Source organism: Pseudolabrys taiwanensis (genome assembly GCF_003367395.1).
GTDB lineage: Bacteria > Pseudomonadota > Alphaproteobacteria > Rhizobiales > Xanthobacteraceae > Pseudolabrys > Pseudolabrys taiwanensis.
Genome location: NZ_CP031417.1, coordinates 52,462 through 74,377 on the forward strand (window position 1 = coordinate 52,462; position 21,916 = coordinate 74,377).

Below are 21,916 nucleotides of genomic sequence, written 5' to 3' on the forward strand. Positions count from 1 at the left end.
ATGCCACAGCGAAGAAGTTTTGCCGGTCCGTTCCGGGTGTTCCTCTCGACGTGGCGGCGGCTTCCCGACAGCGTCTACGTCGAACTTGTCGACATCGTCTACAGCAACGCGCGGCCGACCGTGTTCGTCGGCGTGGCCATGGTTTGCGATGGCGTGCTGATCGGGTTCAAGAATAAGGACGCGCTGGCCCTGGCGATCACGGCGGTGGCGGCGGTGATCGTCACGCTCCGGTTGGTCACGTTCCGGACCTATGCAAACCGCACTCTGCGCCAATCGGCCGAGGTCGCGCGGCTTTGGGAACGGCGCTATGCCGCCGGCAGCCACACCTTCGCTGCGGCGCTTGGCTTGCTGAACCTCCGTGCGATGACAGCCGGCGATCCTTTGGACGCCATGCTAGCGACGGGCCTGGTCTTCGGTTATGGCTGCGGGCTGGTATCGCGCGTTTCCTCGCGGCCGATCATCTGCTTCACCAGTCTCTTGCTTTCGGCTGCGCCAACCGCTGTCGGCTTCACCTTCTATATCCGAAGCGCGACCGCCTCCTTTGAAATGGAGGCCTATCTTTTACAGCTGGTCCTGACGGTAGGCTTCGTTTTTGCGGCGTTCGAAACCGTCAATTCCGTTTACGCGACGACCTTGCAGCAAATCGAGAGCAAGCACGACTCGATCATGTTGGCGGGACGCGACGTGCTGACCGGTCTGCCCAATCGCACGTTGCTGAATGCGCGGCTGAACGAGGAGATCATGCGGGTCGTCAACAACAGCTCGGGCCTCGCTTGCCTCTTTCTCGATCTCGATTTGTTCAAGGAGGTCAACGATCGGCTCGGCCACGCGGCCGGCGATGCCGTGCTGCGTGAAGTGGCGGAACGCCTGTCGCATATCCTGCGCGTCGGCGATACGGCCGCGCGCGTCGGCGGCGACGAGTTCATCGTCTTGCAGACCGGCGTCAAAGACGCGGAGGAAGCGCGGGTTCTGGGAGCGCGCATCGTCCGCGCCATCAGCGCCCCATACGAATATGCGCACCAACCGGTGCGGATCGGCGGCAGCGTCGGCATCGCCATCGCGCCACGCGACGCTCGTGACGAGCAGACGCTGATCGCCTGCGCGGATGCCGCCCTCTATCGCGCCAAGGCGCGGGGGCGCGGCAACGTCGTCGTGTGGGGCGATCCCGATTCCGCCGGATGATGCGGAAGCCGGCGGGCGGTCACACGCGCTTGTAGATGTCCTCGAGCCGGACGATGTCGTCCTCGCCGAGATAGCTGCCGGTCTGCACTTCGATCAACTCGAGCGGGATGCGGCCCTGATTGGCGAGGCGGTGCACGCTGCCGATCGGAATATAGACCGACTCGTTCTCGTGCACCGATCGCACCACGACGAGGTCCTCGACGGCTACAACGGCCGTAAGCCGATGGTCGGAATGCACGACGCAGTTGCGTTGCGTTTCTGTTTGGCTGTGCGTGAGCATAGCCAATGCCAGCTGAGCCGTAGCGGTCACCACACGCGTTTGATCACGCCGGTGCCGGCGTAGGTTTGCGAGTGGCTCGAAAACTCTCCATCAAATTGTGCGGCGATTGCCCAGTTGTTGGCTAGTCTCAACTCTGCGCCCGCTGTGAGGAGCGCGAGATCGCTTGGCCCCATCGTAGTATTCACAGTGAAATTTGAGCCGGGGAGGGTTTGAAAAAAGGGGTTTATGGTCGGATCGTTCGAATGGTCGTGTCCCCAGGCTAAACGGCCGCGCGCCAGCAGCATCTGGCCGGATGCAAGCGCAAGGGGCTTATCGACCCACGCGCCAAGCTCGATGCGGGTCGCGGTGATGTTGCGCGCTTCGTATGACAAGGCGAATGCGCCGGCCCCGGACTGGGCGACCTCGCCATACGAAGGTGTGTGGAAAGTCTGTAGCTGCAGGGCGCCATAAGGTGTGATGCCGAGCCAAGGGGTCCTTAGGCGATAGCCGCCTTCGAGTCGGGCGCCGAACCCTTGCGCATGAAAGCTAGCGTGCAGTCGCTCGCTGCCGACAGCGGTAACTGCGCGATCGGTGCGCATGTCATGCCAAGAATAGGCTAGCGCTCCAGAGATATAAGCGGGGCCGAAAGTGTGCGAGGCATAGCCGCCAATTTGAAAGGCGTTACCGCCGCCGTTGCCCAGCCCGTTAGCGAGACCCCAGGAAGTGCCTCCACCGGCAAGAGCGAAGCCTAGCGTGGTTTGGCTGTCGAATTTATACTCTGCGCCGGCCGCTATCCCATAAGCACGCGCATTCGTACTTGCGGTACCGATGTCGGCTTGGCTGCTGCGGTGCGTGCTGCCGCCATAGCCAGCGGCCCAAACGCTCCAGCGCGAAGTGAAGGTGGTGGCTAACTCCGCTTTTACCGGCACAGCCGCGGCGTAGGCTTCCGCGATCTCGCGCGGGAAATCGGCTTCCGTGGCGAAGCCGGTCGATGCACCCGACGCGTCAGGCTGGTTCGAAGGCGGGCCGCCCGTTGGATGGAGCATCACTGACAGAAAGCCATTCATTAATTGCATGCCGGCAATCGGTGCTCCCCCGGGCGTCATGCCGGCAAGTTGGGTCAGCGAATCTGTCAGTTGCGTGCCTGTAAAGCCGAGTAAGGTGGCGAAGCCTTCATTCGGGACGGTGCCACCCATGATGGCGTTGTTAATGGCGTTTGCGACGTTTTGCTGATTGCCCGAAAAGCCTGGTGATATCGCAATCAACCCTGGGTCGAGAACAAGGAAGACGTTATTTGCATCGTAGGCCAAATGTGGGTTGCGGATGCCAGTAACGTTTCCAGAGGTGATCAAGTTTGCGAACGTTCCGGTCACGCCACCATTGGCAGCGATGATCGTGTAGGTGCCGGACAAGTAAGCGCCGTCAGCGAACGTTACTTTCGCGGTCCCGGTGACATTCGCGCTGCCGGTGACGTTTGTCTTAGAATACGCCGAATTCGATTGTCCTTGCACGAGATAGGTGGCGCCATTGCTAAAAACGAGATTGCCGGTGATTGTGAAAGTGCCTGGCGTTCCAGGCGCACCGGGCATCAACGTGCCGCCGTTCTGGACCGTGGTGCGGTTCACGCTGCCGGTGCCGCCGAAGGTCGCGCCGTTGATGACGGTGACAGCGCTGGTGCCATTCAATGCGCCTGTGATGAGCAGCGTACCGGCGTTCACAAGTGTCGCTCCGGAATAGGTACTTGTACCGGACAACGTCAGGGTGCTGGTTCCGTCGTGCACGAGCGAGCCGTTTCCGGTGATTGCACCGGCGAGTGCCTGGGCGGTTGTTTCGCTCAGCGTGAGCGTGCCAGCGCCACCAATAACGATGTTGCCGAGAATGGCAGATCCGGTTTGAAACGTCAGGCTGTTGCTACCGCCAGTGAAATTGATCGCATTGGTGCGCGTTTGCCCATCCCCGCTTAGTCCACCGGCAATTATTCCGCCGTTGCTAATCGAAAGGCCACTGCCGACGACGGCTTCCGCACCGCTGCCGTAGACGAAGGCCCCGGTGGTTGAATTGCGTCCTCCGTGGCCGCCGCTGCCGCCTACGATTGCGCCTGCATTGCTGATTGCGAGATTGTTGCCCGAGATGGCAATGCCGCCGCGCCCTGGAGCAAGGCCGACTGTGCCGCCGCCGATTCCGCCCGTGATTGTACCGCTATTGATGATCGTCATGCCGCTTCCGACGAAAGCGGCGCCACCCGTGGCTCCAAAGCCGGCGAGGCGTCCGAAGCCGAACGCGCTACCGCCGTTCCCTCCGGCGCCACCAGCGCCACCCCTGAGAATGCCGAAGTTACTGAACGTGCCGCCGGTGCCGGCGAAGGCGATGCCGCTGCCGCCGCTGCCGCCGCTGCCGCCGCCGCTGGTCTGGCTTTGACCGCCGCCGCCGCCGTTGCCGCCCGAAACCAATCCAAAGTTGATGTAGTTGATGCCCGCGCCGTTCACCACGACACCGTAGCCGGCGGCGCCGCCACCTCCGCCGCCCCAGGAGGCGTTACCGCCGTTGCCGCCAGCGCCACCATTGACCGTCACGGTGTTTGTTGTGTCTACGGTGACGACTGCGCCGTGCACGCCACCGCCACCGCCACCACCGCCTTGGTTGCCGACACCGCCCGCACCGCTGCTACCAGCCGCACCACCGCTGCCAGGGTTTGCGCCGCCGTTGCCGCCATGTCCGCCTGTGGCCCCGGAACCGCCGCCGCCGCCACCGCCGCCCCCGATGCCGGCGTCCCCATCGCCGCCGATGCCGCCGACTCCCGTCACTGAATCGGTGCCGCCACCGCCTGGAGCGGCAGCATTGCCAGAGCCGCCGGGGCCGCCATCTGCCATTGCTTCAGACGCGACGCACACTACCTGAGCAAAAACCGCCACGCGCGCTAGCATTGCGGCGAAACGGCGTCGTCTCCTCGCACCGCCGATTGTCTCAGACGTCATGGACGATTTCTGCATCCGTCGCCCTGTCGAGATCCGGCGCGAATATCTGCGCCTTGTGCCGCTGCAAAAGTAAACGTGTGCTGTGCGTGCGCAAGCCGCACATTGCTACCTCCGCGAAAGATATTCGAAAGCGGACGTGGCTGCGAACAGGAGCGACCTGCCGTGCGCCGCTCCTGACGGTCCATATGACGCCCCACTCCGCTGTCCAACCATCACAAATGTGAAACAGCGCGTCATCGCGTTGACGTTCATGCGGCGCGGATCGGCGGCGACGAGTTCATCATGCTGCAGAGCGGCATCAGGGGGTCGATGAAGCGCGGCTGCTGGCGCACCGGATCATTCGCAGCCTCGGCGCGCCCGTTGTGCACGATGGCCGGGAGATGCATGTCGGCGCGAGCATCAGCATAGCTCTCGCGCCTCAGGACGGGATGGGTCCGCAGACGCTGTCGTCGCGCGCCGATGCCGCGCTATATCATGCCAAACGCCAGGGCCGGGGCAGTGTCGCCGTGTGGAAAACGTCCGCCGATGCAGAAGTGGCCGTGCCGACGGCGCAATGCCGGGCGGACGGTGACCTACCGACGCTGAAGCATACGTCGCGCATCGTCGCGTAGACGAGGCGGCACCAAGCAACGTTCGGCGCTAGACGCGCTTGTAGATGTCCTCGAGCCGGACGATGTCGTCCTCGCCGAGATAGCTGCCGGTCTGCACTTCGATGAGCTCGAGCGGGATGCGGCCCTGATTGGCGAGGCGGTGCACGCTGCCGATCGGAATGTAGACCGACTCGTTCTCGTGCACCGATCGCGTCGTTTCGTTGACCGTAACCTCGGCGGTGCCGCGCACGACGATCCAATGCTCGGAGCGGTGGCGGTGTTTCTGCAAGGAGAGGGTGCCGCCCGGCGTCACGACGATGCGTTTGACCTGAAAGCGGTCGCCATTGTCGATCGACTCATAATAGCCCCAAGGCCGGTGGCCGCGCTTATGCTCGGTCGCTTCCTTGCGGTTGTCGGTCTTGAGCTTGGCGACGAGGTCCTTGACCTCCTGTGAGCGCGCGCGGGGGACGACCATCACGGCGTCCATGGTTGACACCACGACGAGGTCCTCGACGCCTACAACGGCCGTAAGCCGATGGTCGGAATGCACGACGCAGTTGCGCGCATCCATCGTGACCACCGGGCCCTGCAACACGTTGCCCTGATTGTCGCGCGGCGTGATGTCGAACAACGCGTCCCAACTGCCGATGTCGGACCAGCGGAACGTGCCCGCGATCACCGCCGCACGGTCGGTCTTTTCCATCACCGCGTAGTCGATCGACTTCTGCGGCGCACGCGCGAAAGCAGCGGGATCGAGGCGCAGGAAGCCGAGATCGTCCGTGGCGTCGGCGGCAGCCGCTTCGACGGCGCTCGCCATTGCCGGTTCGAGCCGCGCCAGCTCGTCGAGCATGACGTCGGCCCGGAATAGGAAGTTGCCGGAATTCCACAGATAGCCGTCCATCACGTAACGCGCGGCCGTGGCGGTGTCGGGCTTCTCGACGAACTGCTGCACCTTGCGCACGTCGCCGGCGCCGACCGGCTCGCCGGGCAGGATGTAGCCGTAGCTGGTCTTAGGCTCGGTCGGCTTGATGCCGAAGGTGACGATCGCCCCTTGCTCCGCGGCCGCGCGTCCACCCGCGCAGGTGACGCGGAAGGCCTCCGGATCGAGGATGATGTGGTCGGCGGCCAGCGCCAGAACCACGGCGTCGGGATCGCGCTGGCGCGCAATGGCGGTGGCGGCGGCGATGGCCGGGCCGGAGTCGCGGCGCAGCGGCTCGATCACCACCGTGACGTCGACCCCGATCTCCTCCGCCTGCCGGCGCGCGAAGAAATGAAAGTTCGGGCCGGTGATGACGATCGGCGGTCCGAACATGCCGTCCTTCACCCGCAGCAAGGTCTCCTGATAGGTCGACCGCTCGCCCACCAGCGGCAGGAACTGCTTGGGCAGCGCATCGCGGGAAACTGGCCAAAGCCGGGTGCCGGCGCCGCCGGCGAGCAGGATGGGGATGATAGGCGAGGACATAATAAGACGCACTCCGACTGGTCTATGGTCGGCCTTCGACGATTCGTCTTACGGCACTTCCGCGGGACTGGCTATCGGCATCGTGTCGAGTCGTTAAGACACTGAACAGGCAAGGAAAATCGGCCTCCTTCGGCCGGTGCAGCGATGCTCCAGAACATCCTCAAGGTCGGCGGCTTTACCCTGCTGTCCCGCATGACCGGTTTCGTGCGCGACCTCATTCTCGCCGCGGTTCTCGGCGCCGGCCCGGTCGCCGACGCCTTTTTCGTTGCCTTCCGCCTGCCGAACCACTTCCGCGCCATCTTCGCCGAAGGCGCCTTCAACACCGCTTTCGTCCCGGCCTACGCCCGGGTGCTGCAGCAGGGCGGCAAGGAGCGGGCGGGGCTGTTCGCCGACCGCATCTTCACCCTGCTACTGGCGAGCCAGATCGTGCTGCTCGTCGCCGCGCTGGTCTTCACCGGCAGTGTGATCGAACTGCTGGCGCCGGGCTTTGCCGGCGATCCCGCGCGCTTCCCGCTCGCGGTCGAGCTGACGCGCATCACCTTTCCCTATCTGCTGCTGATCACTTTGGTGACGCTCTACGGCGGCATCCTCAATGCGCTGCACCGCTTCGCGACGCCGGCTGCGGCGCCGATCCTGCTCAACCTGTCGATGATCGTGACCTTGCTGTTGGTCGTGTTCTTCCCGACGCCCGGTCATGCCGCGGCCTGGGGCGTGATGATCTCCGGCATCCTGCAGGCGTTGCTGGTCGGCGGTGATGCGTGGCGGGTCGGCGTGCTGCCGGCCTTGCGCGCGTTCAAATGGGACGACGACGTCAAACGCTTCTTCAAGGCGCTGGGACCGGCGACCATCGGCTCGGCCGGCGTGCAGCTCGCGCTGTTTGCCGACACCATCATCGCCAGCTTCCTGCCCGCCGGCGCGGTGTCGGCGCTCTACTACGCCGACCGCATCAACCAGCTACCCATCGGTGTCATCGGTATCGCCGCCGGCACCGTGGTGCTGCCGGAGATGGCGCGCCGTCTCGCCGCCGGCGACGAGGCGGGCGCGGCCCATGCGCAGAACCGTGCCGTCGAATTCACGCTGCTCTTGTCGGTGCCGTGCATCGCCGCGTTCTTCGTGGTGCCCGATCTCATCATGCGCGGCCTGTTCGTGCGCGGTGCGTTCACCATCGCCGATGCGTCGGCGGCCGGTGCGACGCTCGCCGCCTATGCGGTCGGGCTGTTGCCCTTCGTCTTGATCCGCAGCGCGACCGCGACCTTCTTCGCGCGCAGCGACACGGCGACGCCGGTCAAGGCCGCCTTGATCGCGGTGGCCGTCAACATCGCGCTCAAGGTGCTGCTGATGGGGCCGCTCGCCCAGGTCGGCCTGGCGCTGGCGACAGCGATCGGCGCGTGGGTCAATCTCGGCCTGGTCATGTGGCTTGCCCACCGGCGGGGGCATGTGCGCATCGACGCCCGGCTGCGCGTGTCGATGTTCAAATTTGCCGTCGCCGGCCTCGTTCTCGCCGCGGTATTGTGGTTTGCCGACGCGCCGGTGCGGCAGTGGATCGCGCCCTGGCACGGGCCGCGCGATCTTGCCGCACTGGCGATCCTCGCCTGCCTTGGCGCGGTGGTTTATGGCGTCGCGGTGCTCGCGCTGTTCGGCCGGTCCTGGCTTCGGACATTTCGCGCCCGCCGCCGCGGTTAAAACGAAATTTCGTTCGTAGTTACGGATCCTCCCGCGTGGTGGACATGGTACCGCCTCGACGGTAAGGGGACAGATCGGGTTTTCGATGGGAATCACGATTTTGACGCGATCTAATTCGTCTATTGGGTTTACGCGCGCGGTATCGGGCTGGGCCGTCGCGATCGGGCTTGCGACCTTGGTCGCGAGCTGCGGCGAGCAGAAGCAGGCCGGTGGGCCGCCGCCGCCGGCCGTGACCGTCGCCCTGCCGGTCAAGCGTACGGTGTCCGACTTCGACGAATATGTCGGCCGCTTCACCGCCATCAATTCGGTGGAGGTGCGCGCGCGTGTCTCCGGTTACCTCGACAGCGTCGACTTCAAGGACGGTCAGCTCGTCAAACAGGGCGACCTGCTGTTCACCATCGACAAGCGGCCGTTTCAGAACTCAGTCGATCAGGCCCGCGCCACGCTGACGCAGGCGCGCTCCAATCTCGCCTTTGCCGAGTCCGACTTTCAGCGCGGCCAGCAACTCGTTCAGGACAAGACGATCACCTCGCAGGTGTTCGAACAGCGCTCGCAGGCCTACCGCAACGCCCAGGCTGCCGTCGCCGGCGCCGAGGCGGCGGTGAAGCAGGCCGAGCTCGATCTCGAGTTCACCGAACTTCGCGCGCCGATGGCCGGCCGTATCGGCGACCGCCGCGTCTCGCCGGGCAACCTGGTGACCGGCGGCTCCGGCGGCACGACCACGCTGCTCGCGACCGTCGTCTCGACCGACCCGATCCACTTCGAGTTCACCTTCGACGAAGCCTCGTATCTGCGGTACGAGCGGCTCGCCAGAACGGGCCAGGAAGACATCACCAGCCGCAATGCCGGCGTCGAGGTCGCGCTCAAGCTGATCGACGAAAAGGACTTCGGCCATAAGGGCCGCATGGACTTCATCGACAACGTCATCGATCGCGCGACGGGCACCATTCGCGGCCGCGCCGTCGTGCCCAATCCGAACGGCGTGTTCACGCCCGGCATGTTCGCGCGCGTGCGCGTGCCGGCTTCTTCGCCTTATGAAGGGTTGCTGGTGCCGGACGTTGCGATCGGCTCCGAGCAGGTGCGCAAATACGTTCTCGTCGTCGACGACACCGGCACGGCGCGGCAGAAATACGTGACGCTCGGCCAACTCGTCGGCGATCTGCGCGTGATCAAGGAAGGCGTCGCGGCCAACGACCGGGTGGTGATCAATGGTCTCGCCCGCGTGCGCCCCGGTCAGAAGGTCACCGCGCAGGAACAACAGGCGGCGCCCAAACCATCGGCTGCCAACACGGCGGCGCCCGCCAACAAGACCGACTGATCGACAGCAACATGCGCATTTCGCATTTCTTCATCGATCGTCCGATCTTTGCCTCGGTGGTGTCGATCATCATCATCATCCTGGGCGCCGTGTCCTATGGCCGGTTGCCGGTCGCGCAATACCCGGAGATCGCGCCGCCGACGATCAACGTCACCGGCCAGTATCCGGGCGCCAGCGCCGAAACGGTGGCCGAGACGGTGGTCGCGCCCATCGAGCAGCAGATCAACGGCGTCGAGGGGATGCTCTATATCTCCTCCAACTCGACCGCCGACGGCCGCTTCTCGATCGCGGTGACGTTCGACCTCGGCACCAATCTCGACACCGCCCAGGTGCAGGTGCAGAACCGCGTCGCCATCGCGCAACCGCGATTGCCGGCCGCCGTGCAGCAGGTCGGCGTGGTGGTGAACAAGTCCTCGCCCGACATTCTGATGCTGGTGAACCTCTATTCGCCGGACAAGTCGCGCGACCCGCTGTTCGTTTCGAACTACGCCAACATCCAGATCAAGGACGTGCTGACGCGTGTCGACGGCGTCGGTTCGATCACCGTGTTCGGCAGCCGCGATTACGCGATGCAGATCTGGATCGATCCGGACCGTCTGCAATCGCTCAATCTGACCGCCACGGACGTGACGCAGGCGCTCGCCGCGCAGAACGTGCAGGTCGCCTCCGGCGTGCTCAACCAGCCGCCGGTGCCGAACCAGCTCGCCTTTCAGGTCGCCGTGCGCACGCTCGGGCGCCTGAGCGATCCCAACGAATTCGCCAACATCGTCGTCAAGCAGACGCCGACGGCGGTGGTGCGCATCAAGGACATCGGCCGGGTCGAACTGGTCGCGCAGGACTATTCGTCGAACTCCTACCTCGACAAGAACGAGTCCGTGGCCCTCGCGGTGTTCCAGCGGCCGGGTTCGAACGCGCTCACGACCGGCGACAACATCGTCAAGACGATGCAGCAGATGTCGAAGGAGTTCCCGACGGGGGTCACCTACGGCATCTATTATAACCCGACCCAGTTCATCCAGGAGTCGGTCACCAACGTCATTCATACGATCTTCGAGGCCGTCATCCTCGTCGTGATCGTGGTCATCCTGTTCCTGCAAACCTGGCGTGCGGCCGTCATCCCGCTGCTGGCGATCCCGATCTCGCTCATCGGCACTTTCTTCGCGATGACGCTGTTCGGATTTTCGCTCAACAACCTGTCACTGTTCGGCCTTGTGCTTGCCATCGGCATCGTGGTCGACGATGCCATCGTCGTCGTCGAGAATGTCGAGCGCAACATCGCGGCGGGCTTGAATCCGCGCGAGGCGGCGCGCCGCACCATGGACGAGGTCGGCACCGCGCTCGTCTCGATCGCGCTGGTGCTCTGCGCGGTGTTCGTGCCGACGACGTTCATCACCGGCATCACGGGACAGTTCTACAAACAGTTCGCGCTCACCATCACGGCGGCGACGGTCATCTCGCTGCTGGTGTCGTTGACCCTGTCGCCGGCGATGTGCGCGCTGCTGCTGAAGCCGCACGAGACGCATGGCCGCGTACCCATTTGGGCGAGACCCATCCGCGGCTTCTTCGGCCTGTTCAATCGCGGCTTCGATGCGTTCGCGCACGGCTACGGCGCGATCGTCAAGCGCGCGGTGCGCTTCGCGGTGGTGATGCTGGTGGTCTATGCCGGCATTCTTGCGCTTGGCCTCAACGAATTCCGCCGCACGCCGCAAGGCTTCATTCCGCAAATCGACCGCGGCATCCTGATCATCTCCGCGCAATTGCCGCCGGGCTCCTCGCTCCAGCGTACCGACGAAGTGATGCGACGTGCCGCCGACCAGGTGCTGGCGACGCCGGGCGTCGCGCATGCCGTCGTCGTGGTCGGCTTCTCGGGCGCGACCTTCACCAACGCGCCGAATGCGGGCGCGATGTTCGTGGTGCTCGATCCGTTCGATCAACGCGCGCGCGATCCCAACCTCTCGTCGGGCGCGATCCAGCGGGCGCTGTTCGCCAAGATGGGTGCGATCCAGGAAGCCTTCATGGTTGTCGTGCAGCCGCCGCCGGTGTCCGGCATCGGCAATGCCGGCGGCTTCCGTATGATGGTCGAGGATCGGTCGGGCTCCGGCCTCGCGGCGCTTCAGGGCGCCGTCTACGCCATGATGGGCCGCGCGGCGCAGACGCCGGGCCTGCAGCAGGTGTTCTCGCTGTTCGAGATCTCCACGCCGCAGCTCTACCTCGACATCGACCGCGTCAAGGCGCAGCTGCTCGGCATCAACATCGCCGACGTGTTCTCGACCCTGCAGGTGCAGATCGGTTCGCTCTATGTGAACGACTTCAACTTGTTCGGCCGTACGTTCCGTGTGCAGGCGCAGGCCGATGCGGCGCATAGGCTCGAGCCGAAGGACGTGTTGGCGCTGCGCGTGCGCAACAGTTCGGGCGGCACGGTGCCGATCGCTTCCTTCGCCACGGTGCGGGACATTTCCGGTCCGTACCGCGTGCCGCGCTACAACCTTTATCCGGCGGCCGAGCTCGACGGCTCGGCGGCGCCTGGCTACAGCCAGGGGCAGGCGATCGAGATGATGCAGCAGATCGCGGCCCAGACCCTGCCGCCGGGTTTCAGCTACGAGTGGACGACGCTCGCCTTCCAGCAGATCCGCGCCGGCAGTACTGCGATGTTCGCCTTCGTCCTGGGCGTTGCCTTCGTGTTCCTGGTGCTGGCCGCGCAGTACGAAAGTCTGCTGCTGCCGATGTCGGTCATTCTCATCGTGCCGATGTGCCTGGTGGCGGCGATCCTCGGCGTGCAGTTGCGCGGCCTGGACAACAACATCCTCACGCAGGTCGGCTTCATCGTGCTGATCGCGCTCGCGGCGAAGAACGCCATTCTGATCGTCGAGTTCGCCAAGCAGCTCGAGGACGAGGGGCGGGACCGCTTCGAGGCGGCGGTCGAAGCCGCGCGTCTGCGTCTGCGGCCGATCCTGATGACCTCGCTCGCCTTCATCTTCGGTGTGGCGCCGCTGGTGTGGGCGATCGGTGCCGGCGCCGAGCTGCGTCAATCGCTCGGCACGGCGGTGTTCTACGGCATGATCGGCGTCACCGCGTTCGGCTTGATCTTCACGCCGGTGTTCTACGTCGTGTCGCGCTGGATCGCGCTGCGTCGCGAGCGCGGCCGCGTGCAGTCGGAGCCGGCTGAATAGATATAAATCGAGGGAGTGCGCCATGGCGTCGACGAAGTTCGGATTCGGTCAACCGGTCACCCGAAAAGAGGACGATGCCTTGGTGCGCGGCGCCGGCCGTTACGTCGCCGACGTGGCGCCGGAAGGCGCGCTGCATGCTTTCGTGCTGCGCTCGCCGCACGCCCATGCGCGGTTCAGGATCGAAGACATTGCCCGCGCCCGCGGTATGAAGGGCGTGCGGGTCATTCTCACCGCCGACGATGTTGCCGATCTCAATCCCATGCCGACACCCGGCATTTTTCCCGGCGGCGATATCAAGGTGCCGCCTTATCCCGTGCTCGCCAAGGACGTGGTGCGCCATGTCGGCGACATGGTCGCCTTCGTCGTCGCCGATACGCTCGACATCGCCCGGGACGCGGCCGAGGCGATAGCGGTCGATTGGGAGCCGCTGCCGCATGTGATCGGCGCGCTCGACGCGCTGGCGCCGAATGCGCCCAAGGTCTGGCCGGACCGTACCAATCTCGTGTTCGAAACCGAGATGGGCGATGCCGCCGCGACCAAAGCCGCCTTCGCCGGCGCGGCGCGCACGGTGAAGACGACCATCGTCAATCAGCGTCTCGTGACGAATTACATGGAGACGCGCGGCGTCATCGCCGATTACGACGGCGAGCGCTATACGCTGACGCTGACCAGCCAGGGGCCGCATCTCATCCGTGACATCATCGCCGAGGCGGTGATGAAGCTGCCGGCCGACAAGATGCGCGTGATCACGCCGGCCGATGTCGGCGGCGGTTTCGGCACCAAGGCGTTTCCTTATCGCGAATATGCGCTGGCGGCGGTGGCGGCCGAGCGGACGCGCAAGCCGGTCAAATGGGTTGCCGACCGCGCCGAGCATTTCCTCGGCGACAGCCATGGCCGCGACAACGTCTCGACCGCGACGCTCGCCTTCGACGACAAGGGCCGCATTCTCGCGCTCGAACTCGACATCGTCGCCGACATGGGCGCGTATCTGTCGTGCTACGCGCCGTACATTCCGTGGCTTGGCATGGGCATGGCGACCGGCGTCTACGACATTCCAGTCGCGCATGCGCGGCTGCGCGGCACTTACACCAACACCGTGCCGGTCGATGCCTATCGCGGCGCTGGGCGTCCCGAGGCGTCCTACCTCATCGAGCGCGCCGTCGATCATGCGGCGCGCGAACTCGGCATCGCGCCCGACGTGCTGCGGCGGAAAAACGTGATAAAGCCGAAGGCGATGCCGTATCGGACGCCGACCGGCAAAGTCTACGACTCCGGCGATTTCGCCGGCACATTGGCGCGTGCGCAGGAGCTGATCGATTGGGCCGGCTTCAACAAGCGCGCGGCGGCGGCCAAGCGCGCCGGCAAATTGCGCGGCATCGGCATCGCCACGTATGTCGAGGCTTGCGGCAATAACGGACCTGAGACGGCGACGCTGCAGCTCGACCGCGACGGCGGCGTCACGCTGCTGATCGGCTCGCAGGCGTCGGGGCAGGGGCATCAGACCTCCTACGCGCAGCTCGTCGCCGACCGGCTCGACCTGCCGCCGGACAAAGTGCGCGTCATCCAGGGCGACACCGATCGCATCGCGACCGGCGCCGGCACCGGCGGTTCCAGCTCGATTCCGGTCGGCGGCGTCGCCGTCGACCGCGCCGGCAGGACGCTCGGCGAGCAGCTCAAGCAGCTCGCCGCCGATGCGCTGGAGGCAAGCGCGGGCGACATGGAGATCGCCGACGGCGGCGTGCGCGTCGCCGGCACCGACCGCGCTATCTCCTTCGCCGATCTGGCCACGCATCCGGCGGCGACGCCGGACAAGCTCGTCGCCGCGGAAGAATTCGGCGTCGAGCCGGCGACGTTTCCGAACGGCACGCATATCGTCGAGGTCGAGATCGATCCCGATACCGGCGCGACGGCGATCGTCGCTTACGTGATCGTCGACGACTTCGGCGCGACGCTCAATCCGCTCCTGCTCGAAGGCCAGGTGCATGGCGGCACGGTGCAGGGCATTGGCCAGGCGCTGTTGGAGGACACCGTCTACGACAAGGGCTCGGGGCAGCTCGTGTCCGCCTCGTTCATGGATTACGCCATGCCGCATGCGCAAGACGCGCCGGACTTCGTGTTCGAGACGCGCAACGTGCCGTGCAAGACCAATCCGCTCGGCGTCAAGGGCGCGGGCGAGGCCGGCGCCATCGGTTCATGTCCGGCGGTCATGAATGCGGTCATCGACGCGCTCGACCGCGCCTACGGCATCCGCGCCATCGACATGCCGGCGACGCCGGTGAAGATCTGGACCGCGATCCAACAGGCCAGGCAAAAGGCGGCGTGACGCACTACGGCGCGGCGCACCTACCTTTCCCCGCGGGCATGACGGAGCAAGGTGCGGGGCATAGCCCGGACTACTGCGCCTTCTTCGTCACCGTCGTCGGCTGCGCCGGCAGTGCCTTCAGATAGGCCGCGATCGCCTCGCGGTCCTGCGGCGTCAAGCGGCTGGTGCTGTTGCGCACGACCTCGCCCATCTCGCCGCCGACGGTGCCGCCTTGCGGCAGGTCGCCGGTCGCGAGCAGGTCGGCGATGTCGGCGGCGCTCCAGTCGGCAAGGCCGCTCTTGTCCGGCGTGAGGTTGCCGGCGACGAGGTCGCCGACCGGCATGCGCGCGCCCGAGAGCCAATGGTCACGCTCGACCGCGCCGAACGCGTTGCGCGGCGTATGGCATTCGCCGCAATGCGTGAGCGCCTCAACGATGTAGGCGCCGCGGTTCCAGGTCATGTCCTTATCCGGGACTTGCTTGTATTCGCCGGCCGTGAAGTAGAGCCACTTCCACGGCGCGAGCGTGGCACGTATCGAGAAGGGAAAGCGCAGCTCGTGCGGGCGGCTCGGTTTGTTAGAGGGCGGCACGGTCTTGAGATAAGCGCGCAAGTCCGCGACGTCCTGCGCCGACATCTTGGTGTAGGCCGTATAGGGAAACACCGGATAGAGATGCTGGCCGGACGGCGACACGCCCTCGCGCAGCGCGCGCGCGAACTCGGCATCCGACCAGCGGCCGATGCCATGCTCGGGATCGGGCGTGATGTTCGGCGCATAGAAGGTGCCGAACGGCGTCTTCAGCGCGGGGCCACCGGCGAGCGCCGGGCCGCCTGGCTCGGTGTGGCAGGCGTAGCAGCCGGCGGCATCGAAGATGTATTTGCCCCGCTCGGCCGACAGCGGCGGCTGTTGTGCGTGCGCCGTGGCGGTGAAGGCGGCCACGGCGCAGACGACGCTAAGAAGGCGGCCCGTCGTGGTCATCGCGTCCGCTTTGCACTGAGCCGCCGCGTACGAGAGTGCCCTCTCCCCGCGGGGGAGAGGGCGTCAGCCGTGTGCGAGGCGCCGCTTCGTCCCGGCTCAACCACGCCTCATTCCTCGAAACGGAACTTGCCGCCGCTCTTCTTCGGCCCGCCGTGGCAGGCGCCGCACGCCTCGGCGACCTTCGGCCACTGCGCCTTCACGGCCTCGACGTTGCCGCTCTTGGCGGCCTCGCCGATGGCGGTGGTGGCGGCGATCAGGTCGCTCGTGGCTTTGTCGAACTCGGCGCGCTGGCTCCAGATTTCCGGCTTGGCCCGCGTGGTCGGCACCGCCTCGCGGCCGCTGCCCGGCGGGAACAGCGTGGCGAACTTTTTCAGCGCATCGACGGCCCCGGCGGCCTTGGTCGCCACCGCGGCGACATCGGTGCTGTTGCCGCGCGCCACCTGCGAGATGTCGCGATAATAGTTGGGCCAGAGGTGGTCCATAATGTCCTCGCGCGCCTTGGCCACCTCGGCCGGCGTCTGCGCCCAGGATACGGAGATCGCAGTGGAGAACGCAGCCACGGTTCCGGCAAGCGCCAGCGCTGAGACGATTCGGATCATCAAGTGAACCTCCGGGGTTTCAGTCGGATCATGGATGGCTGCGGAACAAGGCGGCCCGCGCTCTCACCGCATAGTCGCAGGCGCGACGCGCGCGGCAAGGCGGCATTGTCCCGCATCTGCACAAAATCCCGTGAAAGTGGTGCGACAATGGCCTCCGGCCCGATCCTCGTGCCCGGGGCTCCGGCAATGGCGCCGGACGCGCACCACCCATGTGCCGAGAATAACCCCGCAGACAGGCGCATTATTCGCGGCTAGTTATGGCAATGCTCCCGCCGCCGGGATTCGAGGGGAATGTTTCTATTCAAGGCCATCGGCCTCAAGCTGTTTTCCGCGCTTCTGTTCGCCATGATGTCGGCCCTGGTGCGACAGCTGGGTGACGTCGCCCCGGTCGGCCAACTCGTCTTCTTCCGTTCCGCCTGCGCCATCCCGCCGGTGCTGCTCATCTACGCGCTGCGCGGCGAGCTGATGGCGACGCTCTATACCAAGCGTCCTTTGGGGCAGCTCGGCCGCGGCCTGCTCAGCATCTGCGGCATGTTCTCCAACTTCTCGTCGCTGACGCGTCTGCCGCTCGCCGACGCGACGGCGCTCGGCTTCGCCTCGCCCTTGATCACGGTGGCGCTTGCGGCCGTGATCCTCAAGGAGAAGGTGCGTTTCTTCCGCTGGGCCGCTGTCATGGTCGGATTCGTCGGCGTCATCGTGATGCTGATCCCGCATCTCGACGTGAGCCATTACGCGGGCGTTGCCGGCGCGACCGCGGCCGCGGGCGCGGCCTTCGCCATCTTCTCGGCCTTCTGCAATGCCGGCACCGTCATCCAGACGCGCCGCCTCACGCAAAGCGAGACCACGTCATCGATCGTGTTCTATTTCTCGCTCGCCACGACCTGCGCCGGCGCGGTGACTTTGCCTTTCGCCTGGTACACGCCGACGATGTCGGAGCTGTTGATGCTGATCTCGCTCGGCGTGCTCGGCGGCCTCGCGCACATCTTTCTCACCGAGAGCTACCGTTACGCCGCCGCCTCGGTGATCGCGCCGTTCGATTATTCGTCGCTCTTGTGGGCGGTGCTGCTCGGCTACTGGATGTTCGGCGAACTGCCGCAGGCGCTGGTCTATCTCGGCTCGGCCATCGTTGTTTGTGCCGGCCTGTTCGTGATCTTCCGCGAGCGTCAGCTCGAGATGAGGCGACGCGCGGAAGCAGGGCTGGAGCCGTAGGGTGTGCAAAGGCGCGTTTTTAACGCGCCGTGCGCACGCTCAGCGTTTTTGGCAGAGGCTGACGTGGGCACGGCGCGATCGCGCCTTTGCCCACCCTACAAACAGCCGGTTACCGAAACGCCTTGAAGGTGATGATGGTGTGGGTGTCCTTGATGCCGGGGATCACCTGCACCTTCTCATTCACGAAATGGCCGATGTCGGTATTGGCGTCGACATAAAACTTCACCAACAGATCGTAGTCGCCGGCGGTGGAATAGATCTCGGACGCGATTTCGGCTTCGGCGAGCGCATTGGCGACCTGATACGACTTGCCGAGGTCGCACTTGATCTGAACGAAGAAGGGGGTCATTCCGAAGCCTCCGCCCGATCGCGGGACCGCCCCGGATCGGCTTGATGAAGTTTGCCGCGTCGCGGCTGATTTAACCGCAATCCAGCAAAAACGCGACTGTCTGGCAAGGCGCGCGGCTCCGGAGTGGCGGCCGCGCAGGACTTGCCTTGGCGCCCGCCGGGGAATAGGTAACCCGCCAGCAATCTCGTGGGGTGTCCGGCTTGCCGGGCTGAGAGGCTGAGTGGCCAACCCAACGAACCTGATCCGGGTCATGCCGGCGGAGGGATTTGAGATGCACCTGCCCGAAACTGCGATGCGCGATGCCGTGCCGGAAATGGCCGGTGCCCTGTTGGCGCAATTGCGCGCGCGCGCGCCGCGCGTGCATTGCATCACCAACGCGGTCGCTCAGAACTTCACCGCCAATGCGCTGCTTGCCGCCGGCTGCGTGCCGTCGATGACCTTGTCGGCCGACGAAATCGGCGGCTTCGTGGCCTCCGCGCACGGCCTGCTGGTCAATCTCGGCACCTTGGATGCCGAACGGCGGGCGGCGACGTCGATCGCTGTCGCCGCCGCGCATCAACACAAGCTGCCCTGGGTGCTCGATCCCGTGTTCGTCGACCGCAGCCCGGGCCGGCTTGCCTTTGCGCGTAACTTGGTCGCGCGCGGCCCGCGCGTGGTGCGGCTCAATCATCGCGAGTTCGAAGCGCTCGCCGATACCGCGGCAAAGCGCGAGAACGTGATGGCCTATGCCCGTGAGACGCGCACCATCGTCGCCATGTCCGGCGCGACCGATCTCATCACCGACGGTACACGCGCGGTCGGCATCGGCAACGGCCATATGTTCATGGCCAAGGTCACCGCCATGGGCTGCGCCGGTTCGGCCCTGGTCGGCGGCTTCCTCGCCGTCGAGCCGGACGCGCTGCGCGCGGCGGCCGCGGCGCTGCTGATGCTGGGCGTCGCCGGCGAACTGGCGGTGCGGCAGGCTCAAGGGCCTGGCAGTTTCGCGGCGGCGATCCTCGATGCGCTCAACACGCTCGACGCGCCGACCCTCATCGCTCATGCAAAGGTCGTCTGAATGACCACGGCAATCGCGCTCACCATCGCCGGCTCGGATAGCGGCGGCGGCGCCGGCATCCAGGCGGACCTGAAGACCTTCGCCGCGCTCGGCGTCTATGGTGCTTCCGTTATCGCCGCGCTGACCGCGCAGAATACCAAGGGCGTGACCGCGATCCACGACGTTCCGTCGAGTTTCATCACCGCGCAGATCGATGCGGTGTTCGCCGACCTCGACATCCGCGCCGTCAAGATCGGCATGCTGTCGCAAGTCGGCGCCATCGAAGCGGTGGCCACGGGTCTCGACCGCCACGCGGCGCAGAACATCGTGCTCGATCCGGTGATGGTCGCGACGTCCGGCGACCGGCTGCTTGCCGCGAACGCCGTCGCCGCGGTGCGCAAGCGGCTCATTCCGCGCGCGCTGGTGATCACGCCCAATCTGCCGGAAGCGGCGGCGCTGCTCGATCAGCCCGTCGCGCACGATGAAGCCGGCATGGAAGCGCAGGGCCGCGCGCTGCTCGCGCTCGGCACGCAAGCGGTGTTGATCAAAGGTGGCCACGGCAACGCGCCCGAAAGCGTCGATCTGCTTGTCACGGCGGAGGGCGTGACGCGGCTCGCCGCGCCGCGCATCGCGACGCAGAACACGCACGGCACCGGCTGCACGTTGTCGTCCGCCATCGCCGCGGAGCTCGCCAAGGGCCGCGATCTCTTCGCCGCCGTGCGCGAGGCCAAGGACTACGTCACCGACGCCATCGCCGCCGCCGACACTTTGCAGGTCGGTCACGGCCACGGTCCGCTGCATCACTTCCACGCGTTCTGGAAGAGCTGATGTCCGTGTAGCCGGGTGAAGCCAAGCGAAACCCGGGGTCGCGTTGCAATCTTGGAAGTCTCATCCCGGATTTCGCTACGCTCATCCGGACTACAAGCGACGAGCCGGATCATCTCACCCCGCGCGAAACGATAGCGCGGTATCGACGAGATTGCGCAGGGCATTCGAGCGCTCGGACTGCACGTAAGCAATGCCGAGCTGTGCGCTTATATCGACATCGGTGAGTTTGACGAAGGCGACGCTTTCCGGCCGCACATGCCGCATGCGCGCGGGCACGATGGCGATGCCGACCGAGGCCGCCACCAGATTGATGGTCGAAGAAAGTTGCGGCGCCTGCTGTACGATGCGCGGCTCGAATCCGGCGTGGCGGCAGGCGGCGACCACGGCATCGGAGAGGCCGGTGCCCTGGCGCCGCGCATAGCCGATGAAGCTCTCGCGGGCCAGCGCCTTAATTCTCGTCGACTTCCTGCCGGCGAGGGGGTGGCCGAGCGGCACGGCCACCATCATCGCGTCGCTCGCCAGCGTCTCGTACTCGATTGGGCTGCCGACGGGAACGGGCGGACGAATGAAGCCGGCATCCAGTTGCCCGTTGCGCAGCCGCTCCACCTGGATTTCGGTGTGCGCTTCCTCGAGCTCGAGTTCGACGTTCGGCCACTGCACGCGGAAGGCGGCGAAGGTCTTCGTCAGCACCGGACTGAAGGAGGCCGACTCGGTAAAGCCGACGCGCAGGCGCCCGACATTGCCGCCAGCGACCTGACGCACGAGCAAAGTCGCGCGCTCCACATGATCGAGGATCGAAGTCGTTTCGGCGAGGAAGGCGCGACCGGCCTCGGTGAGCACGACGCCACGCCCGGCGCGGGCGAACAGCTTCACGCCGAGTTCGGCCTCCAGCGCCTTGATCTGCTGCGTCAGCGGTGGCTGGGCGATGCCCAACCGGGCGGCGGCACGATGGATGTGCATTTCCTCGGCGGCGACACGGAAATAACGCAGGTGCCTGAGTTCCATTTGATATTCATAAAATATCAAAAACATAAAAACAATATATTGGATGTGATCTGTCGCTGGGGTCATGCTTGCGCAGCAAAGTCGGAACGCCATGGCCCAAGACCACATCGATACCCTGCGTAAGCTCGTCGCCGCCAAACGCGGCATCCTCATGCCCGGCGCCGCCAATGCGCTGTCGGCGCGCATCATCGCCGATCTCGGCTTCGAAGCGCTGTATCTGACCGGCGCCGGCTTGACCAACATGCATCTCGGTCTGCCGGACTATGCGTTCATGGATCTGACGCAGCTCGCCGAGCACACGATGGCGATCCGCGGCATCACCGACCTGCCGCTCGTCGTCGACGCCGACACCGGCTTCGGCAACGCGCTCAATGTCGGCCGCACGGTGGTGACGCTCGAGCGCGCCGGCGCCAGCGCGATCCAGATCGAAGATCAGGTGATGCCGAAGCGTTGCGGTCATTTCGACGGGCAGGAGGTGATCCCCGCCACGGAGATGGTCGGCAAGATCAAGGCGGCGGTCGACGCGCGGCGCGACGGCGTGCTGATCGTCGCACGCACGGACGCGCGTTCGGCGGAAGGCTTCGAGGCGGCGATCGAGCGCGGCCACAAATACATCGAAGCCGGCGCCGACATCCTGTTCGTCGAAGCGCCGAAAAGCGCGGACGAGCTGCGCCGCATTCCGCAACGGCTGCCGACGCCGCACATCTTGAACATGGTCATCGGCGGCAAGACGCCGATCACCGACGCCAAAATGGCCGGCGAGATGGGCTTTCATCTCGTGCTCTATGCCAATGTCGCCCTGCAGGGCGCGATCAAGGGCATGCAGGCGGCGCTCGGGGCGTTGCGCGAGCGCGGCGCCGTCGACGAAGCGCTCGGCCTCACCGCGACCTTCGCCGAGCGCCAGCGGCTCGTCGGCAAACCACACTTCGACACGCTCTCCAAACGCTACGCGACCCAATAAACTCAAAAATCCATC

Annotated in this window: 17 protein-coding genes, 1 pseudogene and 1 riboswitch; of the genes and pseudogenes, 10 read left to right on the top strand and 8 right to left on the bottom strand. The window is 65.6% G+C overall.

Annotation, left to right across the window (positions count from 1 at the left end; genetic code table 11):
* The gene (locus DW352_RS00225) at positions 1-1,182 is read left to right on the top strand and encodes a GGDEF domain-containing protein (RefSeq protein ID WP_115687418.1); all 1,182 of its coding nucleotides are present in this window, start codon (positions 1-3) and stop codon (positions 1,180-1,182) included.
* 19 nt (positions 1,183-1,201) lie between these two features.
* Here the strand turns inward: DW352_RS00225 and cpsB are convergent.
* The 3 genes and pseudogenes from cpsB to DW352_RS26560 all read right to left on the bottom strand — a co-directional run.
* A pseudogene (gene cpsB, locus DW352_RS27225) lies at positions 1,202-1,405 on the bottom strand (mannose-1-phosphate guanylyltransferase/mannose-6-phosphate isomerase); the annotation flags it as partial.
* Positions 1,406-1,488: 83 nt separating this feature from the next.
* Positions 1,489-4,416 (bottom strand): autotransporter domain-containing protein, encoded by a 2,928-nt coding sequence (locus DW352_RS27465; RefSeq protein ID WP_162826675.1) that lies wholly within the window; start codon positions 4,414-4,416, stop codon positions 1,489-1,491.
* 248 nt (positions 4,417-4,664) lie between these two features.
* Complete coding sequence (locus DW352_RS26560) at positions 4,665-4,802, bottom strand: hypothetical protein (RefSeq protein ID WP_162826676.1); 138 nt, start codon at positions 4,800-4,802, stop codon at positions 4,665-4,667.
* Between DW352_RS26560 and DW352_RS27595 the strand changes: the two genes are divergently transcribed.
* Entirely contained in the window at positions 4,755-5,027 is a 273-nt protein-coding gene (locus tag DW352_RS27595; protein WP_425374675.1) for a diguanylate cyclase domain-containing protein, read from the top strand. The two genes, DW352_RS26560 and DW352_RS27595, sit on opposite strands and share 48 nt — an antisense overlap.
* 28 nt (positions 5,028-5,055) lie before the next feature.
* Here the strand turns inward: DW352_RS27595 and DW352_RS00245 are convergent, their stop codons facing one another.
* Entirely contained in the window at positions 5,056-6,468 is a 1,413-nt protein-coding gene (locus DW352_RS00245; RefSeq protein ID WP_115687424.1) for a mannose-1-phosphate guanylyltransferase/mannose-6-phosphate isomerase, read from the bottom strand.
* A 144-nt stretch (positions 6,469-6,612) separates the two neighbouring features.
* Here DW352_RS00245 and murJ point away from each other — a divergent pair, with 144 nt between their 5' ends.
* The 4 genes from murJ to DW352_RS00265 all read left to right on the top strand — a co-directional run bounded on the left by murJ (position 6,613) and on the right by DW352_RS00265 (position 14,962).
* On the top strand, positions 6,613-8,151 hold the full coding sequence (gene murJ / locus DW352_RS00250) for a murein biosynthesis integral membrane protein MurJ (protein WP_115687426.1): 1,539 nt from the start codon (positions 6,613-6,615) through the stop codon (positions 8,149-8,151).
* Positions 8,152-8,251: 100 nt separating this feature from the next.
* Positions 8,252-9,469 carry an efflux RND transporter periplasmic adaptor subunit gene (locus DW352_RS00255; protein WP_245434264.1) on the top strand — a complete coding sequence of 406 codons (1,218 nt, stop codon included), beginning with the start codon at positions 8,252-8,254 and terminating at the stop codon, positions 9,467-9,469.
* 11 nt (positions 9,470-9,480) lie between these two features.
* Positions 9,481-12,639 (top strand): efflux RND transporter permease subunit, encoded by a 3,159-nt coding sequence (locus DW352_RS00260; protein WP_115687430.1) that lies wholly within the window; start codon positions 9,481-9,483, stop codon positions 12,637-12,639.
* Positions 12,640-12,661: 22 nt separating this feature from the next.
* Complete coding sequence (locus DW352_RS00265) at positions 12,662-14,962, top strand: xanthine dehydrogenase family protein molybdopterin-binding subunit (RefSeq protein WP_115687432.1); 2,301 nt, start codon at positions 12,662-12,664, stop codon at positions 14,960-14,962.
* 70 nt (positions 14,963-15,032) lie between these two features.
* On the opposite strand, the gene DW352_RS00270 is transcribed toward DW352_RS00265, so the two are convergent.
* Together DW352_RS00270 and DW352_RS00275 are read right to left on the bottom strand one after the other, a co-directional pair.
* On the bottom strand, positions 15,033-15,917 hold the full coding sequence (locus tag DW352_RS00270) for a cytochrome c (RefSeq protein ID WP_115687434.1): 885 nt from the start codon (positions 15,915-15,917) through the stop codon (positions 15,033-15,035).
* Between the two features lie 107 nt (positions 15,918-16,024).
* Positions 16,025-16,516, bottom strand: coding sequence for a c-type cytochrome (locus DW352_RS00275; protein WP_115687436.1), 492 nt, complete (start codon positions 16,514-16,516; stop codon positions 16,025-16,027).
* Between the two features lie 291 nt (positions 16,517-16,807).
* On the opposite strand from DW352_RS00275, the gene DW352_RS00280 reads away from it, so the two are divergent.
* The gene (locus DW352_RS00280; protein WP_115687438.1) at positions 16,808-17,725 is read left to right on the top strand and encodes a DMT family transporter; all 918 of its coding nucleotides are present in this window, start codon (positions 16,808-16,810) and stop codon (positions 17,723-17,725) included.
* A 109-nt stretch (positions 17,726-17,834) separates the two neighbouring features.
* Here DW352_RS00280 and DW352_RS00285 read toward each other — a convergent pair whose 3' ends face one another.
* Positions 17,835-18,074, bottom strand: a complete 240-nt coding sequence (locus tag DW352_RS00285; protein WP_115687440.1) for an Lrp/AsnC ligand binding domain-containing protein — start codon at positions 18,072-18,074, stop codon at positions 17,835-17,837.
* Positions 18,075-18,251: 177 nt separating this feature from the next.
* Positions 18,252-18,358, top strand: a riboswitch (TPP riboswitch).
* Here DW352_RS00285 and thiM point away from each other — a divergent pair.
* On the top strand, positions 18,346-19,128 hold the full coding sequence (gene thiM, locus DW352_RS00290; RefSeq protein ID WP_210209904.1) for a hydroxyethylthiazole kinase: 783 nt from the start codon (positions 18,346-18,348) through the stop codon (positions 19,126-19,128). It overlaps the preceding riboswitch by 13 nt.
* Positions 19,129-19,935: a bifunctional hydroxymethylpyrimidine kinase/phosphomethylpyrimidine kinase gene (thiD, locus tag DW352_RS00295; protein WP_115687442.1), complete on the top strand. Its 807-nt coding sequence runs from the start codon at positions 19,129-19,131 to the stop codon at positions 19,933-19,935. It begins immediately after the preceding gene.
* Positions 19,936-20,049: 114 nt separating this feature from the next.
* On the opposite strand, the gene DW352_RS00300 is transcribed toward thiD, so the two are convergent.
* The gene (locus tag DW352_RS00300; protein ID WP_162826677.1) at positions 20,050-20,940 is read right to left on the bottom strand and encodes a LysR family transcriptional regulator; all 891 of its coding nucleotides are present in this window, start codon (positions 20,938-20,940) and stop codon (positions 20,050-20,052) included.
* A gap of 91 nt (positions 20,941-21,031) precedes the next feature.
* On the opposite strand from DW352_RS00300, the gene DW352_RS00305 reads away from it, so the two are divergent.
* Positions 21,032-21,901: an isocitrate lyase/PEP mutase family protein gene (locus tag DW352_RS00305; protein WP_115687444.1), complete on the top strand. Its 870-nt coding sequence runs from the start codon at positions 21,032-21,034 to the stop codon at positions 21,899-21,901.
* Positions 21,902-21,916 lie beyond the last annotated feature (15 nt).

Excerpts from the sequence above, each read along its gene's own strand:
- murJ (WP_115687426.1), top strand. The coding sequence starts at position 6,613 with ATGCTCCAGAACATCCTCAAGGTCGGCGGCTTTACCCTGCTGTCCCGC.
- DW352_RS26560 (WP_162826676.1), bottom strand. The coding sequence starts at position 4,802 with ATGCATCTCCCGGCCATCGTGCACAACGGGCGCGCCGAGGCTGCGAAT.
- thiD (WP_115687442.1), top strand. The coding sequence starts at position 19,129 with ATGACCACGGCAATCGCGCTCACCATCGCCGGCTCGGATAGCGGCGGC.
- DW352_RS27465 (WP_162826675.1), bottom strand. The coding sequence starts at position 4,416 with ATGACGTCTGAGACAATCGGCGGTGCGAGGAGACGACGCCGTTTCGCC.
- DW352_RS00265 (WP_115687432.1), top strand. The coding sequence starts at position 12,662 with ATGGCGTCGACGAAGTTCGGATTCGGTCAACCGGTCACCCGAAAAGAG.
- DW352_RS00225 (WP_115687418.1), top strand. The coding sequence starts at position 1 with ATGCCACAGCGAAGAAGTTTTGCCGGTCCGTTCCGGGTGTTCCTCTCG.
- DW352_RS00270 (WP_115687434.1), bottom strand. The coding sequence starts at position 15,917 with ATGACCACGACGGGCCGCCTTCTTAGCGTCGTCTGCGCCGTGGCCGCC.
- DW352_RS00305 (WP_115687444.1), top strand. The coding sequence starts at position 21,032 with ATGGCCCAAGACCACATCGATACCCTGCGTAAGCTCGTCGCCGCCAAA.
- DW352_RS00285 (WP_115687440.1), bottom strand. The coding sequence starts at position 18,074 with ATGACCCCCTTCTTCGTTCAGATCAAGTGCGACCTCGGCAAGTCGTAT.
- DW352_RS00275 (WP_115687436.1), bottom strand. The coding sequence starts at position 16,516 with ATGATCCGAATCGTCTCAGCGCTGGCGCTTGCCGGAACCGTGGCTGCG.
- DW352_RS00245 (WP_115687424.1), bottom strand. The coding sequence starts at position 6,468 with ATGTCCTCGCCTATCATCCCCATCCTGCTCGCCGGCGGCGCCGGCACC.
- DW352_RS00280 (WP_115687438.1), top strand. The coding sequence starts at position 16,808 with ATGTTTCTATTCAAGGCCATCGGCCTCAAGCTGTTTTCCGCGCTTCTG.
- DW352_RS00260 (WP_115687430.1), top strand. The coding sequence starts at position 9,481 with ATGCGCATTTCGCATTTCTTCATCGATCGTCCGATCTTTGCCTCGGTG.
- thiM (WP_210209904.1), top strand. The coding sequence starts at position 18,346 with ATGCACCTGCCCGAAACTGCGATGCGCGATGCCGTGCCGGAAATGGCC.
- DW352_RS00300 (WP_162826677.1), bottom strand. The coding sequence starts at position 20,940 with ATGGAACTCAGGCACCTGCGTTATTTCCGTGTCGCCGCCGAGGAAATG.